The organism is Streptomyces sp. NBC_01216, assembly GCF_035994945.1.
Taxonomy (GTDB): domain Bacteria; phylum Actinomycetota; class Actinomycetes; order Streptomycetales; family Streptomycetaceae; genus Streptomyces.
Genome location: NZ_CP108677.1, coordinates 5,214,634 through 5,229,660, shown reverse-complemented (window position 1 = coordinate 5,229,660; position 15,027 = coordinate 5,214,634). Strand labels below are relative to the sequence as shown.

Sequence of the window (15,027 nt, the reverse complement as noted above, 5' to 3'; positions counted from 1 at the left end):
CAACTTCCGGTCCTGTTCCACTCCACTCCGTGACGCGGCACACACTCTTCGCCCTGATTTGCTCTCTTGTGCGGCTTCAGTCTGCCGAACAGTCGGACGAAACGCATGCGCGGCTTGGGCGTAAGGTTGCGATTTGACCCCACCGGGCGCCCCACGAGGGTTACCCCCCGGTAAAGATGACGTCTGACACCGCCGGGGTACACGATGGACTTCCCGGCCTCCCCGTGGGCTCCACCGAACAGCGAAGGAACAGCGTGGCTTCCGGATCCGATCGCAACCCGATCATCATTGGCGGCCTTCCCAGCCAGGTCCCGGACTTCGATCCCGAAGAGACCCGGGAATGGCTCGACTCCCTGGACGCCGCCGTCGACGAGCGCGGCCGGGAGCGGGCCCGCTACCTGATGCTCCGCCTGATCGAGCGGGCACGCGAGAAGCGCGTCGCCGTGCCCGAGATGCGCAGCACGGACTACGTGAACACGATCGCCACCCGGGACGAGCCCTTCTTCCCCGGCAACGAGGAGATCGAGCGCAAGATCCTCAACGCGACCCGCTGGAACGCGGCCGTGATGGTCTCGCGGGCCCAGCGTCCGGGGATCGGGGTCGGCGGCCACATCGCCACCTTCGCCTCCTCCGCGTCGCTGTACGACGTCGGCTTCAACCACTTCTTCCGCGGCAAGGACGAGGGCGACGGCGGGGACCAGATCTTCTTCCAGGGCCATGCCTCCCCCGGCATCTACGCCCGCGCCTACCTCCTCGACCGGCTGAACGAGACACAGCTCGACGCCTTCCGCCAGGAGAAGTCGAAGTACCCGAACGGCCTCTCCTCCTACCCGCACCCGCGGCTGATGCCGGACTTCTGGGAGTTCCCGACCGTCTCCATGGGCCTGGGCCCCCTCGGCGCGATCTACCAGGCCCGGATGAACCGCTACATGGAGGCGCGCGGCATCGCCGACACCTCCGCGTCGCACGTCTGGGCATTCCTCGGCGACGGCGAGATGGACGAGCCGGAGTCGCTCGGCCAGCTGTCCATCGCCGCCCGCGAGGGCCTGGACAACCTGACCTTCGTCGTCAACTGCAACCTGCAGCGGCTCGACGGCCCGGTGCGCGGCAACGGCAAGATCATCCAGGAGCTCGAATCGCAGTTCCGGGGCGCCGGCTGGAACGTCATCAAACTGGTCTGGGACCGCACCTGGGACCCGCTGCTCGCGCAGGACCGCGACGGCATCCTGGTGAACAAGCTCAACTCCACCCCGGACGGCCAGTTCCAGACGTACGCGACGGAGACCGGCGCCTACATCCGCGAACACTTCTTCGGCGACGACCAGCGGCTGCGGTCGATGGTCGAGAACATGTCGGACCACCAGATCCTGCACCTGGGCCGTGGCGGCCACGACCACCGGAAGATCTTCGCGGCCTTCGCGGCGGCCAAGGCCCACAAGGGCCAGCCGACCGTGGTCCTCGCCCAGACGGTCAAGGGCTGGACGCTCGGCCCGAACTTCGAGGGACGCAACGCGACCCACCAGATGAAGAAGCTGACGGTCGACGACCTCAAGCGCTTCCGCGACCGGCTGCACATCCCGATCACGGACAAGCAGCTGGACGAGGGCTACCCGCCGTACTACCACCCGGGGCGGAACTCCGAGGAGATCCAGTACATGCACGACCGCCGCAAGGCGCTCGGCGGGTACGTCCCCACCCGGGTCGTCCGGGCGAAGCCCCTGGCCCTGCCCGAGGACAAGACCTACGCGGCGGCCAAGAAGGGTTCGGGCCAGCAGTCGATCGCCACCACGATGGCCTTCGTCCGCATCCTGAAGGACCTCATGCGGGACAAGGAGATCGGCAAGCGCTTCGTGCTGATCGCCCCCGACGAGTACCGCACCTTCGGCATGGACGCGTTCTTCCCGAGCGCCAAGATCTACAACCCGCTCGGGCAGCAGTACGAGGCCGTGGACCGCGAGCTGCTCCTGGCGTACAAGGAGTCCCCGACCGGCCAGATGCTGCACGACGGCATCTCCGAGGCGGGCTGCACCGCCTCGCTGATCGCCGCCGGATCGGCGTACGCCACCCACGGCGAGCCTCTGATCCCGGTCTACGTCTTCTACTCGATGTTCGGCTTCCAGCGGACCGGCGACCAGTTCTGGCAGATGGCCGACCAGCTCGCCCGCGGCTTCGTCCTCGGCGCGACGGCCGGTCGCACGACCCTGACCGGGGAGGGCCTGCAGCACGCGGACGGCCACTCCCAGCTGCTTGCCTCGACCAACCCGGCCTGCGTCGCCTACGACCCGGCCTTCGGCTTCGAGATCGCGCACATCGTCCAGGACGGCCTGCGGAGGATGTACGGCCCCGACGCCGAGGACGTCTTCTACTACCTGACCGTCTACAACGAGCCGATCCAGCACCCGGCCGAGCCGGAGAACGTGGACGTCGAGGGCATCCTCAAGGGCATCCACCTCTTCCGGCGCGGTGAGGCGGGCACGATCCCGGCTCAGATCATGGCCTCCGGTGTCGGAGTGCCGTGGGCGATCGAGGCGCAGCGGATCCTCGCCGAGGAGTGGAACGTACGGGCCGACGTCTGGTCCGCCACGTCCTGGAACGAGCTGCGTCGCGAGGCCGTGGAGGTCGACCGGCACAACCTGCTCCACCCCGACGAGGAGCAGCGCGTCCCGTACGTGACCCGGAAGCTGTCCGCCGCGCAGGGGCCCTTCGTGGCCGTCTCGGACTGGATGCGCTCGGTGCCGGACCAGATCTCCCGCTGGGTCCCCGGCTCCTACACCTCGCTGGGCGCGGACGGGTTCGGTTTCGCGGACACGCGTGGCGCGGCCCGCCGCTACTTCCACATCGACGCCCAGTCGATCGTGCTGGCGGTGCTCACCGAGCTCGCCAGGGACGGCAAGGTCGACCGTTCGGTCCTGAAGCAGGCCGTGGACCGCTACCAGCTGCTGGACGTGGCAGCGGCGGAACCCGGTGCCGCCGGCGGCGACGCCTAGAGGCACCACGAGTCGCCGTGCCGGGCGTCGCGACGCCCGGCCACAGGCGACCGGCGCCTGATGCGGCACCGGTGACCCGATGGACGCCGCCGCGTCCGGCAGGGGCGGCGTCCGGAGACACCCGAAGGTGACATGGCGCGGACGCGTCACCCTCTCGTCCGGCGCGGGAGGGTGATTTCGGCCACGCCGTGAAGTGGCCCGGTTCGGGCCACGGTCCCCGGGAGACGGCCCGTACGGTCGGACGGCGCCCGTCCCTACGGTGAGGCACGGTGCGACCGCTGGTCCTGCCGCCCCGCGGCGTTCCCTACGATGCCCTGCATGAGGGAACACTGGGAGGCGCGGAGTCAGACACCCCTGCTGGGGCTCGCGATCGCGTTCGGCATCGCCTACGCCGTACGGATCGTGCTGCCCGACGCGGCTCCCTGGGTCCATCTGGTCTGTTCGCTCACCGAGTGGGTCGTCTGGTCCGCCTTCGCGCTGGACTACCTCGTACGGCTTGCCCTGGCGCCGGCCAGATGGGACTTCGTGCGGAGCCATCCGCTCGATCTGCTCGCGGTCCTGCTGCCCCTCGTTCAGCCGCTGCGGCTGCTGCGTCTGGTCGCGACACTCCTCCTGGTGGGCCGACGGGCCCGTATGACCCCGCAGATCACGCTCACGACATATGTGGCCGGTGCGGTGGTCGGACTGATGATGTTCGGTTCGCTGGCGGTACTGCAGGTGGAGCGGGACGCGCCGGGCGGCAACATCAAGACACTGGGTGACGCCGTGTGGTGGTCGTTCGCCACGATGACGACCGTGGGGTACGGGGACCTCTCCCCGACCACGGGTCTCGGCCGCTTCCTCGCCGTGGGCCTGATGCTCTCGGGCATCGCCCTGCTGGGTGTGGTGACCGCCAATATCGCCGCCTGGTTCATCTCCCGCTTCGACCGGGACGACGAGGCCGAGCGCCGCCACGCCGAACTGCTCGACGCACTCACCCGTGAGGTCAAGGAGCTGCGGGCGGACGTCGCGCGCCTGTCGTCGGCGCCCGGGGTGCCCTCGCAGAACGATGCCGCGAGCGACGCGCTGGAGGACACCGCTACCGCTCCCAGATCTTGAAGGCGCGCACCTGGTGGGGTGACTGCGGCACCCACGTACCGTCGCCCGGATAGGTCTCGAAGGCGCCGGTCTCCGCGCATTCGGCCGACTGGTAGGTGGTGACCGGCCTCCCGGTGCGGTTGGCGAGCGCCAGGGCCGTGGCGCCCGGCGGGAGCGGCACGCAGCTGTCGATATCGGTGTCGGACAGCTCATGAGTCCGCGCCTTGCCCCCGAAATCGGGTTTGGGCCACAGACACAGCTGGCCGGGGCCGCAGGCGCCGAGCCTGGTCCGCGGGCCGGCCGCGGCGGCGGACGGCGGCGCCTGGGTCCCGGCCCTCGCCGTCGGCCCGGCGGTGGCGGTGGCGGTGGCGGTGGCGGTGGCGGTGGCGGTGGCGGTGGCGGTGGCGGTGGCGGTGGCGGACGCCGGAGTGGCCGCCATGGTCGTCGCGGGCAGGGCGCTCAGGAGGGTGGCCGCCAGGGCGGCGGCGGTGAGAACGGTCTGTGTACGCATGTCGGTGAACCCCCATCACTTTTCGTCACTCTCTGTAACCACAACTCTGTGGGAGCGATCCCCCGATGGGAAGAGGGTTCGAGCGGGATCACCCGGATAGGTGACGGCCCCGCCGGACCGGGTCCGGCGGGGCCGTGTTCACGCCGTGTTGACGCGGCGGTGCGGACATCGCGCACCGGCCCTCGTCTCCCGCGCGAGGGGCCGGATGCGGCGGAGGCCCGGATGCGGCGCGGGTCAGATGTGGGCGGCGCCCGCACCGGCCTCCGCGTTCTCGCCCCGCTTGGTGAGCGTGGCGACCAGCGCGGCGACGACCGCGACGACACCGGCGACGGTGAAGGCCAGCCCCATACCGTCCATGAACGTGTCGTGGATGACGCCGGTGATGCTGTCGACCAGCTGGGGGGTCATGCCGGGCGCCTCGCCCAGCTCCGGCGGGACCATGCCGAACTCGGCGGCCTGCTCCAGCCGGGGGTCGGCCGGGACCGGGATGCCGGCGTCCTTCCAGTTCTCCGCGAAGGCGCCGGCGACCTTGGAGGACATCACCGCCCCGAGGACGGCCGTGCCGAGCGCGCCGCCGACCTGCATCGCGGCTTGCTGGAGGCCGCCCGCCACACCGGAGAGCTCCAGCGGAGCGTTGCCGACGATGACCTCGGTGGCACCGACCATGACGGGGGCGAGGCCGAGGCCCAGCAGGGCGAACCAGAGGGACATGGCGAGTGTGCCCGTCCCGGAGGTCAGGGTGAGCATGCCGAACATGGCTGTGGCGGTGCAGACCATCCCGCCGACCAGCGGGATGCGGGGACCGAACTTGGTGATCAGGGCGCCGGCCAGCGGCGAGGAGACGATCATCATCGCGGTCAGCGGGAGCAGGTGCAGCCCGCTGTCCACGGGGCTGAGCCCCTTCACACCCTGGAGGTAGAAGGTCACGAAGAACAGGCCGCCCATGAACGCGAAGGCCATCAGGACCATCAGGACCACACCGGCGGACAGCGGCACGGAGCGGAACATGCCCAGCGGGATGAGCGGTTCCGCGACCTTGGTCTCCCACAGGGCGAAGAGGCCGAAGAGCACGACCGCGCCGATCAGGAAGCCCCAGGTCTTGCCGCTGTCCCAGCCCCAGGAGTCACCGGCCTTGATGATGCCCCAGATGAGGGACCCCATCGCGGCCGAGAGCAGCACGATGCCGAGGATGTCGAAGGAGCGCGGAGCGTTCTCGGCACGGTGGTCCCTGAGGATCACCAGGCCGAAGAGGAGCGCGATCACCCCGACGGGCACGTTGACGAAGAAGACGGACTGCCAGCTGACGTGCTCGACGAGCAGGCCGCCGACGATCGGTCCGCCGGCCGTGGAGGCGCCGATCACCATGCCCCAGATACCGATCGCCATGTTCAGCTCCTCGGCCGGGAAGGTGGCGCGCAGCAAGCCCAGCGCGGCGGGCATCAGCAGGGCGCCGAAGAGCCCCTGGAGCACCCGGAACGCGATCACGAGGCTGATCGAACCGGACATGCCGATCGCGCCGGACGCGGCGGCGAAGCCGGCGATGCCGATCAGGAAGGTCTGCCGGTGGCCGAAGCGGTCACCCAGCTTGCCGGCCGTGATCAGGGCGACGGCGAGGGCGAGCAGATAGCCGTTGGTGATCCACTGGACGTCGGCGAGCGAGGCGCCCAGGTCCTTCTGGATGGCGGGGTTGGCGATGGCGACGATGGTGCCGTCGAGGGCCACCATCATGACGCCGATCGCGACGGCGAACAGAGTCAGCCAGGGGTGGCCGCGCAGTCCCTTCGCCGCGGCCGGAGCGGGGCCCTGGTCGCCCCCCTGACCCTGCGGGGCCTTTTCCATGGTGATCTGACGAGTCATACCGGAAGGGTAATGTCAGCCACTGACAATTGACAAAGGGATTCACTCGCCGGTAACTGCCATGTATCCCGGAGGTACGCTGAGTCGCACGAGGCGTCGGGAAAAGGCGGAAAGAGGACCATGCCGTGACGGTTTCCGGCCTGCGGGAACGGAAGAAGCAGCGCACCAGGGACGCACTGCTGCGGGTGGCTCTCGAACTGTTCACGTCCCAGGGGTACGAGCAGACCACCGTGGACGAGATCACCGAGGCGGTCGAGGTCTCGCAGCGCACCTTCTTCCGGTACTTCGCCTCCAAGGAGGAGGTCGCCTTCGCCGTCCAGCAGATGGTGGAGGAACGCTTCGTCCGGGCCCTGGCCGAGCGTCCCGCCGAGGAAGGCCCGCTCGACGCGATGCGCAACGCGGTGCTCTGCGCCTGGAACACCATCGGCGAGGCGGTCATGGAGGTCGTGCCGGTCGACCTGTACCTGCGGACCTTCCGGATGATCGAGTCGACTCCGGCGCTCCTCGCCACCCACCTGCGACGCTCCGCCGAGATGGAGGAGAGCATCGCCCGGCTCATCGCCGAGCGCGAGGGCCTGGACGTGGACGAGGACCCGCGCCCACGGGTCGCCGTGGCGGCGTTCAGCGGCGTGATGCGGGTGACCGGCCAACTGTGGGGACGGGGCGGCGACCCGACTCTCGAAGCGATGCGCGAACTCACGGGACGTCACCTGGACCAGCTGGGTCCGGCGCTGGTGGCCGACTGGCGCTCTTGACTTCCGAATCCCCGGATCAAGGCCCGGGAATTCCCGCCACGGTCGCCTGACCGTCTCAGCGGGTTCCCGCCTCTCCGCGCTACGCCGGGGCGAGTGCCGGCTCACCCGCGCTCCACAGGCCGACATCGCCGGTCCAACGGCCTCGGCGACGGTGAACCGGGGCGCGCGAGGCGTGTGCCCGTACACACGGAACGTGACCTCGCCGCCGATCGTCATGTGATCCCCGTCACCCACCCGTCCGGCGCGCCGGGCGGGTCTCCTAGGGTGTGCCGGAGTGACTTCCTTCGACTCCTCCCCCACTCTTCCGGTCGGGCGCGCGCTGCTCGCGCTGGCCGTCGTGTTCGTGCTTCTGGCGACCACCGGCTGGACGACGGTCCGGCATCACCGCGGGCCAGGGGACCTCCGGGCCCGTGCGCTCAATGCGTGGGCGCACGGGCGGATCGGTCAGCGGGCGCTCCCCGACCCGGCTTCCCCCGCCCCGAGGATCGCCGCGTTCTTCGACTCCATAGGCCCCTCCTCGGGGACCCGGCTCGCCGACGCGCACCCACTGGTCGTCGGCAACCTCAACGGAGCGCCCGTCACCTTGCGTTACCGGGCCAACCGCCTCTCCCTCGCCCGCGCGCTCGCCGCCGAGCGGGGCCGGGTCGACGACCCGCGGCTGAACACCGCCGGACGGCACGAGGCCCTGCGCCGGGTGCACCGCTTCATGTCGCTGATGCGGCGTGGCCGCCAGATCCTGGCCTTCGATCCGACCGGCCCGGGCCGGACGGCCGAGGTTCTGGGCGATCTGGACCGGGCGCGAAGGGTGTCGGTGATCGTGCCAGGGGTCGACACCAACCTCCTGACCTTCCAGAAGACCCACGGCAGGTACACGGCCCCCGCCGGAATGGCCGAATCCTTGTACGCGGCGGAGCGCAGCGCGGCACCGGCCTCCGGCACCGCCGTCATCGCCTGGGCCGACTACACCGCGCCCGTCGGGCTCGGCATCGACGCCGCCCTGGGCCGGCTCGCCGAGAACGGCGCGGTACGCCTCGTGGAGATGACCGACGCCCTGCCGGGCACCTCGCGCATCGCCCTGTTCTGCCACAGCTACGGCTCGGTGCTCTGCGGGGTCGCCGCGCACCGGCTGCCCGCCCGGGTGACGGACATGGCGGTGGCCGGATCTCCCGGTATGCGGGTGGACAGCGCGGCCGAACTGTCCACCCGCGCCCGGGTGTGGGCGATGCGGGACGCGGACGACTGGATCCGGGACGTGCCCAACCTGGAGGTCGGCGGGGTCGGGCACGGAGCGGACCCGGTGGCGCCCGAGTTCGGGGCGCGCCTGCTCTCGGCCGCCGGGGCGGCCGGCCACGCCGGATACTTCGAGCCGGGTACCGAGAGCCTCGACAACTTCGCCGCGATAGGGGTGGGGGCGTACCAGGATCTGACCTGCGCGGGCGCCGACGGCGGCTGCCGCCGTGGAATCTCCGGCGCCGAGGGGAACATACGCGCGTAGAGCACGCCGAACCGGGGCGCTCTCACAGGGGCGACGCGCGGGCGTCGGCCGCATACGATATGGCACATGGGTGATGTGCTGGCCGGAATTCATGCCACCTGGGAGTTCGAGAACGACGCCGTCGTCATCCGCTTCGAACGGGGGATCCGCACACCGAGGCTGTTCCAGGCGCTGCGCGAACGGCGTGTCCCGCACGAGGCGTTGGCGTCGGTGACGCTCGCCCCGGGCAAGCGGGGCACCGTCGTGCTGCACGCCGTACCACGGCCGGGCGCCGACCCTCTGGTGGAAGCGGCGGCGGGGCAGCTCAAGGACGTCTGCGACCCGTACCGGCTGGTGCTTCCGGCCGAGCAGGAGACGCTCGCCGAGTACTACCGGGACGAACTGCGGAGGGTGCTCGCGGGCCGTCCGGGCGGCGCGGACGGCGAACCGTCCGACGGCTTCCTGGTCGCGGCGCCGGAGGGGCCGCAGTCCTTCAAGGCGTATGACGGGAAGGCGACGTTCGACGGCAGGTCGGAGATCGCGTTCCGCTGGTTCTGGACGGGCGCGTCCTCGGAGAAGTGGAAGGCCGGTGACCAGACGTTCGCGGTGCGGGACCTCAGCGGTGTCGAGTGGCGGTCCCCCGACGTCTTCGACGGATACCTGCGTCTGCTGCCGCGCAAGGGTGAACCGCGCCCCGCGCAGGCGGACCAGGACCCGGCGGCGGTCGTCTTCGGCCTCGGATACGGACCGGTCCACGAGTCGCTGCCGTTCGCGGCCTCCGTCCTCGCGGCGATCCGGGGCGCGGGACGGGCGGCGGCGCCCCTCGCGGCGGAGCGGCGCGACCCGGCGGGGGTCGCGGAGCGCATCCGGCACCTGGGGGAACTGCACCGGGCGGGGCTGGTGACGGACGAGGAGTTCACGGCGAAGAAGGCGGATCTGCTGGCGGAGCTGTGAGCGGGGCGGGACGGAGCCGGGAGAGGGGTGACACCGCCCGGCCCGGCGGCGACGAGCCGCCCGCCCCGCGCGTTACTCCCGGGCCGCCGAGGTGAAGGTCATGTCCGGGTACCGGTCCCCCGCCACCTCGGCGGCGATCGGCTCCAGGGCGGCCAGCTCGGTCTCGGAGAGCGTGATCGTGGTGGCCGCGGCGTTCTCCAGGAGCCGGGACCGCTTGCGGGTGCCCGGGATGGGGACGACCGACAGGCCGTGCACGGCCGACCGCCGCTGGACCCAGGCCAGCGCGATCTGGGCCGCCGAGGCCCCGTGCGCCGCGGCGATCTTCAGTACCGGCTCCAGGAGTGCCGCGTTCCGCTCGGCGTTCTCGCCGGTGAAGCGCGGCTGGTGCCGCCGATAGTCGCTGCCCGACAGGTCCCGCGCGGCGTCCTTGAACGCACCCGTCAGGAAGCCGCGGCCCAGCGGTGAGTACGGCACGAAGGTCACCCCGAGCGCGGCCGCCGCGCCGACCGCGCTGCGTTCCACGTCACGGGAGAAGAGCGACCACTCCGACTGGAGGGCGGCGATGGGGTGGACCGCGTACGCCTCGCGCAGCTCCGCGCCGGTGACCTCGCTCAGGCCCAGGTGCCGCACCTTGCCCTCCCGTACCAGTTCGGCCATCGCGCCGACCGATTCGGCGAGCGGCACGGCCGGGTCGCGGCGGTGCATGTAGTACAGGTCGATGGTCTCCACACCGAGGCGGCGCAGGCTGCCCTCGGCGGCCCGCCGGATGTAGGTGGGGTCGTTGCGGACGCCCCGGTAGTGGGGGTCGTCGGGCCGCCGCTCGATGGCGAACTTGGTCGCGAGGGTGATCTCGTCGCGGTGGGCGGCGACGAACGGCGCGAGGAACTCCTCGTTGGCGCCCTGCCCGTACACGTCCGCCGTGTCGATCAGCGTGACGCCGGCCTCCAGGGCCGCGTCGAGGGTGTCGCGGGCGGCGGCCTCGTCGGTGTCGCCGTAGAACTCGCTGATGCCCATGGCGCCGAAGCCCTGGACACCGATCTGCGGTCCGTCCGTGCCCAGTCGGACCGTGGAAATCCTGCTCATCGGGTCATGCCTCCCCGTAGTGACTGATCTTGACGTCCAGCACGGCCAGCGCGTCCCGGAGCTCGGCGATCCGGGACGCCACGTCCCGTCGCGTGTCCTCCAGCAGCTCGCGCCGCGCGGCGACGGTGCGATCGCCCTCCCGCACGAGCTCCGCGTAGCGCACCATCGAGGCGACCGGCATACCGGTCAGCCGCAGCTTGCCGACGAAGGCCAGCCACTGGAGGTCATGGTCGCTGAAGCGTCGCTGGCCGGTGTGTGAGCGGTCCACGTGCGGCATCAGTCCGATCCGCTCGTACCAGCGCAGGGTGTGCGCCGTCAGACCGGTCATGGCGGCTACCTCACTGATCGTGTAGCGGTCCCGGCCGTCCGGGCGCGGATGCGTCGGAGTGGTGCCCTCGATCACGCTCATGACCTCTACGCTACGGACTTCGAGTGCACTCCAGGCAAGTGACTTCGTCCGCCCAGTAGGCTCGGGGTCATGCAGAGCCTGGCGATGATCGAGAACTGGCCCGTGCCCACCGCGGCGGCAGCCGTCGTCCGCGCGGACGGCACCGTGGCCGGGACCCACGGCCCCACCGGACGGCGGTTCCCGCTGGCTTCGGTCACCAAGCCGCTGGCGGCCTACGCCGTCCTCGTCGCGTACGAGGAGGGCGCGATCGACCTCGACGAGCAGGCCGGGCCCGAGGGCGCGACCGTCCGCCACCTGCTGGCCCACACGTCCGGCCTGGCCTTCGACGAGCCGAGGGTGATGGCCGCCCCGGGCGCGCGCAGGATCTACTCCAACACCGGTTTCGAGGCGCTCGGAGACCATGTCGCCAAGGCCACGGACATTCCCTTCACCGACTATCTGCACCAGGCGGTCCTGGCCCCGCTGGGCATGACGGCGACCGCGCTGGACGGCTCGCCCGCCAAGGACGCGGTGTCGACCGTCGACGACCTTCTGCGGTTCGCCGCGGAGTTGCAGGCACCCCGGCTGCTGGACGCGCGCACGGTGCTCGACGCGATGACCGTCACCCATCCCGGCCTCACCGGCATCCTTCCCGGCTACGGGCACCAGAAGCCCAACGACTGGGGGCTCGGCTTCGAGATCCGGGACTCCAAGTCGCCGCACTGGACGGGCGCTTCGTCCTCGCCGCGTACCTTCGGGCATTTCGGCCAGTCGGGCACCTTCCTGTGGGTCGACCCGGACGCGGGCGCCGCGTGCGTGGCCCTGACCGACCGGGACTTCGGGCCCTGGGCGGTGGAAGCCTGGCCGCCGTTCACCGACGCGGTGCTGGCGGAGCTGCGCGGCTGAGAGGCTGTCGGCCGAAGGCCACCCGACAGGCTCCGGGGAGCCTGTCGGCCGCGCCCGGTCGCGCCGTCCTCAGTCGCAGGCGGCGGCGGGCAGCGAACCGTCGACGCCGACGAGGCGGACGAGCGTTCCTCCCCTGGGGTCCTCCGCGTAGGCGGTCGTGCAGACGAGCTGTTCCACGGCGGTCTCGTCCAGGTCCAGGACGCGCCGCTGGGTCCTGACCAGCACCGTCCGCTCACCGTCGGCCCGGTCCCCTGAGGGGGGGACCTCGACGGTGAACTCGGGTGCCTCCGCGCGCGGCGGGGAGAGCCGGGACGTGATCCCGACGGCCCGTTCCCGGGAGTCGGGACCGTACTGGAGCACGGTGAGCACCTTCTCGGTGGCGACCCTTCCGCGGCGGTCCGAGGCCGCACCGGACCCGCCCGAGGTGCCCGGGACCGGTGATCGCCCGCCCGTGTCCCCCGACGTGTCGCCGGGGGACGACTCGTCCGGAAGAGGCGCGTCCAGGCGGCGGGCCACGGGCATCAGTCCGCCGTGCGCGTCGACGAAGAACAGCAGCATCCGGTCCGGAGGAGGCGTGTCGACGCCGATCGTCGCCGGGGCGCCGGCCTCGATGACGTCGGTCCTGCGCACGCCGCAGCCCCCGAGACCGGCGGTGACCAGCACCAGCCCGACCGCGGCGGCCACCGCCCGGCCACGGATCACAGGGGCATCCTCAGGGTGAACACGGCCCCGCCGTCGGACCGGTCGGCCGCCTCCACGGTGCCGCCGTGCAGCCGTACGTTCTCCTGGGTGATGGCGAGTCCGAGTCCGCTGCCGGACGAGCGCGTGCGGGCCTGGTCGGCCTTGAAGAAGCGGTCGAAGACGTGCGGCAGGACCTCGTCCGGAATACCCGGCCCTCGGTCGGCGACCTCCGTGACCAGCCAGGAGCCGTCGACGAACAGCCGGACCGTGACGGGTGGGCGGCCGTGCCGCAGGGCGTTGCCGACCAGATTGGCGACGACGACGTCGAAGCGGCGCGGGTCCAGGCGGGCGCGGATGCCGGCCGGGAGCTCGGTGACGACCGCGTCGGGGCCGTCGGTCCAGCGGCGGCTCTGAAGGGTCCGGCGGATCGAGTCGGCCACGTCGACCTCGTCGGTGTGGAGTTCGGCGGCGCGCGCGTCGAACCGGGAGATCTCCATCAGGTCCTCGACGAGGACGGCGAGTTTCCCGGTCTCCGCGCTGATGAGCCGCACGGCACGCGCGGTGTCGGAGTCGAGGCCGCCCGCGTCCTGGTCGAGGACCTCGGTGACCGCCAGCATCCCGGCCAGCGGGGTGCGCAGCTCGTGCGAGACGTCGGAGGCGAAACGGCGGGCGCGGGCCTCGGCGCGCCGCAGTTCGGCGACGGAGCTCTCGAGGGCGGCGGCGGATTCGTTGAAGGTCCGTGCGAGATCGGAGAGTTCGCCGGTCCCGCGGGCCGGGATGCGGGTGTCCAGCGCGCCGCGCCCCATATTGCGGGCGGCGCGGCGCAGTTCCCGGACGGGCCGCAGCACGCTGCGGGCGGCGAGCAGGGCGGGGATGAGCGCGACGAGCAGGGCGGGGAGTACACCGTCGCGGGCGGCGACCAGCATCGCCTCGATGTCGGCTTCCTCCACGTCGAGTTCGAGGACCGCGTAGAAGACCAGACCGGTGCGGTGGACGGTGCCGGTGGCCACGTGCGGCTGGAAGGCGGCGGGCATGGCGATGGTGAGGTACGCGACGCCGTCGCGCAGGACCCGTTGGAAGGCGCCGTACGGCGTGCCCTGGGCGCCGGCGCGGAGTTCGGGAGTGATGACGGTGGCGCCGATGGTCCGGGAGGTGGTGGAGGAGGCCCAGAGGTCGCCGTACTCGGCGTAGACGCGCCAGGGCCGGGGCTTGCCCCACTTGGCGACCTCGTTCACGGCGGCGCGCAGGCCGTCCTGGTTGACGGGGAGCGGGGTGATGAGGCGGCCGATCTGGTCGCGGAACGCGGAGACCGCGGTGTCCTGGGTCTGTTCGAGGATCGCGTTGCGGGCGGCCCGATAGGTGAGGGTGGCGGTGGTGCCGCAGCCGATGGCGGCGACAAGGAGGAAGGCGATGACGAGCCGGGTCCGCAGCCCGAACGGCCGGAACCGTCGGCGTCGGGCGGGCGGGGCGGCCGGATCGGTGTCCCTCTTCTCGGCGCGCCTCACAGGGGGCCGAACCGGTAGCCGAAGCCCCGCAGGGTCTGGATGTAGCGGGGGTTCCCGGGGGTGTCCTCGATCTTGTTGCGCAGCCGGCGGACACAGGCGTCCACGAGCCGGGCGTCGCCGTGGTAGCTGTGTTCCCAGACGTGTTCCAGCAACTGCTGGCGGCTGAAGACCTGCTCGGGGGCGGCCGTCAGATGGAGCAGCAGTTTCAGTTCGGAGGGGGCGAGCGGGAGTCGCTCGCCGGACTTGGCGACGGTGAGTCCGGAGCGGTCGACGGCGAGGTCCCCGTGGAACTCGACGGCGGGCCGCGCGTCGCCCGGTTCCTCGATCCTCCGCAGCACGGCCCGGATGCGGGCTTCGATGACCTCGGTGCGCGCGGGTTTGACGATGTAGTCGTCGGCGCCGGTCTCCAGGCCGGTGACGACGTCGAAGTCGTCGCCCCGGGCGGTGAGCATGATGATCGGGAGCTGGCTGGTCTCCCGGACCCGGCGGCAGACCTGTACCCCGTTCATGCCGGGCAGCATCAGATCGAGCAGCACGAGGTCGGGGCGGAACTCGTCGAGCGCGGCCAGCCCGGACTCCCCGGTGGCGGCGGTCCGCACCTCGTGCCCTCTTCGGCGCAGGCCGAGTTCCACCCCCTCGCGCACGGAAGGGTCGTCTTCTATGAGGAGCACACGAGGCATCCGTCGATTATCCCCGTATCCCGGTCTTGGTACGGACGGAGTCCCCGCCGGGAGGCGGTCGGCACCGTGGGGAGGCGGACCGTCCGGCACCGTCCCGCACCGGGCCGGAGCGGTATCGGAGCGCCCGAGGTGGGCCGGGGACGGCCCGCGCCGGCGTGAGGGCGGTGGG

The 15,027-nt window shown here is 71.5% G+C and carries 13 protein-coding genes; 6 read left to right on the top strand and 7 right to left on the bottom strand.

Features of this window, described 5'->3' with window-relative positions; translation table 11 throughout:
- Window positions 1-254: 254 nt before the first annotated feature.
- Window positions 255-2,987, top strand: a complete 2,733-nt coding sequence (aceE, locus tag OG393_RS23380; protein WP_327376651.1) for a pyruvate dehydrogenase (acetyl-transferring), homodimeric type — start codon at window positions 255-257, stop codon at window positions 2,985-2,987.
- 309 nt (window positions 2,988-3,296) lie between these two features.
- The gene (locus OG393_RS23375; protein ID WP_327376650.1) at window positions 3,297-4,085 is read left to right on the top strand and encodes a potassium channel family protein; all 789 of its coding nucleotides are present in this window, start codon (window positions 3,297-3,299) and stop codon (window positions 4,083-4,085) included.
- Here OG393_RS23375 and OG393_RS23370 read toward each other — a convergent pair.
- Entirely contained in the window at window positions 4,066-4,575 is a 510-nt protein-coding gene (locus OG393_RS23370; RefSeq protein WP_327376649.1) for a peptidase inhibitor family I36 protein, read from the bottom strand. The two genes, OG393_RS23375 and OG393_RS23370, sit on opposite strands and share 20 nt — an antisense overlap.
- 234 nt (window positions 4,576-4,809) lie before the next feature.
- Window positions 4,810-6,432, bottom strand: coding sequence for an MFS transporter (locus OG393_RS23365; RefSeq protein ID WP_327376648.1), 1,623 nt, complete (start codon window positions 6,430-6,432; stop codon window positions 4,810-4,812).
- Window positions 6,433-6,557: 125 nt separating this feature from the next.
- Between OG393_RS23365 and OG393_RS23360 the strand changes: the two genes are divergently transcribed.
- From OG393_RS23360 to OG393_RS23350, 3 genes are all read left to right on the top strand, one after another.
- Window positions 6,558-7,187, top strand: coding sequence for a TetR family transcriptional regulator (locus tag OG393_RS23360; protein ID WP_327376647.1), 630 nt, complete (start codon window positions 6,558-6,560; stop codon window positions 7,185-7,187).
- 274 nt (window positions 7,188-7,461) lie between these two features.
- Entirely contained in the window at window positions 7,462-8,682 is a 1,221-nt protein-coding gene (locus OG393_RS23355) for an alpha/beta hydrolase (RefSeq protein ID WP_327376646.1), read from the top strand.
- 66 nt (window positions 8,683-8,748) lie between these two features.
- Window positions 8,749-9,615: a DUF4429 domain-containing protein gene (locus OG393_RS23350; RefSeq protein WP_327376645.1), complete on the top strand. Its 867-nt coding sequence runs from the start codon at window positions 8,749-8,751 to the stop codon at window positions 9,613-9,615.
- A 72-nt stretch (window positions 9,616-9,687) separates the two neighbouring features.
- Here OG393_RS23350 and OG393_RS23345 read toward each other — a convergent pair whose 3' ends face one another.
- Complete coding sequence (locus tag OG393_RS23345; protein ID WP_327376644.1) at window positions 9,688-10,698, bottom strand: aldo/keto reductase; 1,011 nt, start codon at window positions 10,696-10,698, stop codon at window positions 9,688-9,690.
- A gap of 4 nt (window positions 10,699-10,702) precedes the next feature.
- Complete coding sequence (locus OG393_RS23340) at window positions 10,703-11,107, bottom strand: MerR family transcriptional regulator (RefSeq protein WP_327376643.1); 405 nt, start codon at window positions 11,105-11,107, stop codon at window positions 10,703-10,705.
- A 69-nt stretch (window positions 11,108-11,176) separates the two neighbouring features.
- Here OG393_RS23340 and OG393_RS23335 point away from each other — a divergent pair, with 69 nt between their 5' ends.
- A complete protein-coding gene (locus OG393_RS23335) occupies window positions 11,177-11,992 on the top strand; it encodes a serine hydrolase domain-containing protein (RefSeq protein WP_327376642.1) in 816 nt (271 codons plus the stop codon).
- A 69-nt stretch (window positions 11,993-12,061) separates the two neighbouring features.
- Here OG393_RS23335 and OG393_RS23330 read toward each other — a convergent pair whose 3' ends face one another.
- From OG393_RS23330 to OG393_RS23320, 3 genes are read right to left on the bottom strand one after another with little or no spacing between them, the layout of a single operon-like run.
- Window positions 12,062-12,694, bottom strand: a complete 633-nt coding sequence (locus OG393_RS23330) for a hypothetical protein (protein ID WP_327376641.1) — start codon at window positions 12,692-12,694, stop codon at window positions 12,062-12,064.
- On the bottom strand, window positions 12,691-14,178 hold the full coding sequence (locus tag OG393_RS23325) for a HAMP domain-containing sensor histidine kinase (protein ID WP_327376640.1): 1,488 nt from the start codon (window positions 14,176-14,178) through the stop codon (window positions 12,691-12,693). The genes OG393_RS23330 and OG393_RS23325 overlap by 4 nt, the downstream gene beginning before the upstream one ends.
- Window positions 14,175-14,858, bottom strand: coding sequence for a response regulator transcription factor (locus tag OG393_RS23320; RefSeq protein WP_327376639.1), 684 nt, complete (start codon window positions 14,856-14,858; stop codon window positions 14,175-14,177). The genes OG393_RS23325 and OG393_RS23320 overlap by 4 nt, the downstream gene beginning before the upstream one ends.
- Window positions 14,859-15,027 lie beyond the last annotated feature (169 nt).

Bases quoted from the DNA above. Each gene is read 5' to 3' on its own strand.
- OG393_RS23335 (WP_327376642.1), top strand. From the start codon at position 11,177: ATGCAGAGCCTGGCGATGATCGAGAACTGGCCCGTGCCCACCGCGGCG.
- OG393_RS23375 (WP_327376650.1), top strand. From the start codon at position 3,297: ATGCCCTGCATGAGGGAACACTGGGAGGCGCGGAGTCAGACACCCCTG.
- OG393_RS23365 (WP_327376648.1), bottom strand. From the start codon at position 6,432: ATGACTCGTCAGATCACCATGGAAAAGGCCCCGCAGGGTCAGGGGGGC.
- OG393_RS23345 (WP_327376644.1), bottom strand. From the start codon at position 10,698: ATGAGCAGGATTTCCACGGTCCGACTGGGCACGGACGGACCGCAGATC.
- OG393_RS23320 (WP_327376639.1), bottom strand. From the start codon at position 14,858: ATGCCTCGTGTGCTCCTCATAGAAGACGACCCTTCCGTGCGCGAGGGG.
- OG393_RS23370 (WP_327376649.1), bottom strand. From the start codon at position 4,575: ATGCGTACACAGACCGTTCTCACCGCCGCCGCCCTGGCGGCCACCCTC.
- OG393_RS23350 (WP_327376645.1), top strand. From the start codon at position 8,749: ATGGGTGATGTGCTGGCCGGAATTCATGCCACCTGGGAGTTCGAGAAC.
- OG393_RS23340 (WP_327376643.1), bottom strand. From the start codon at position 11,107: ATGAGCGTGATCGAGGGCACCACTCCGACGCATCCGCGCCCGGACGGC.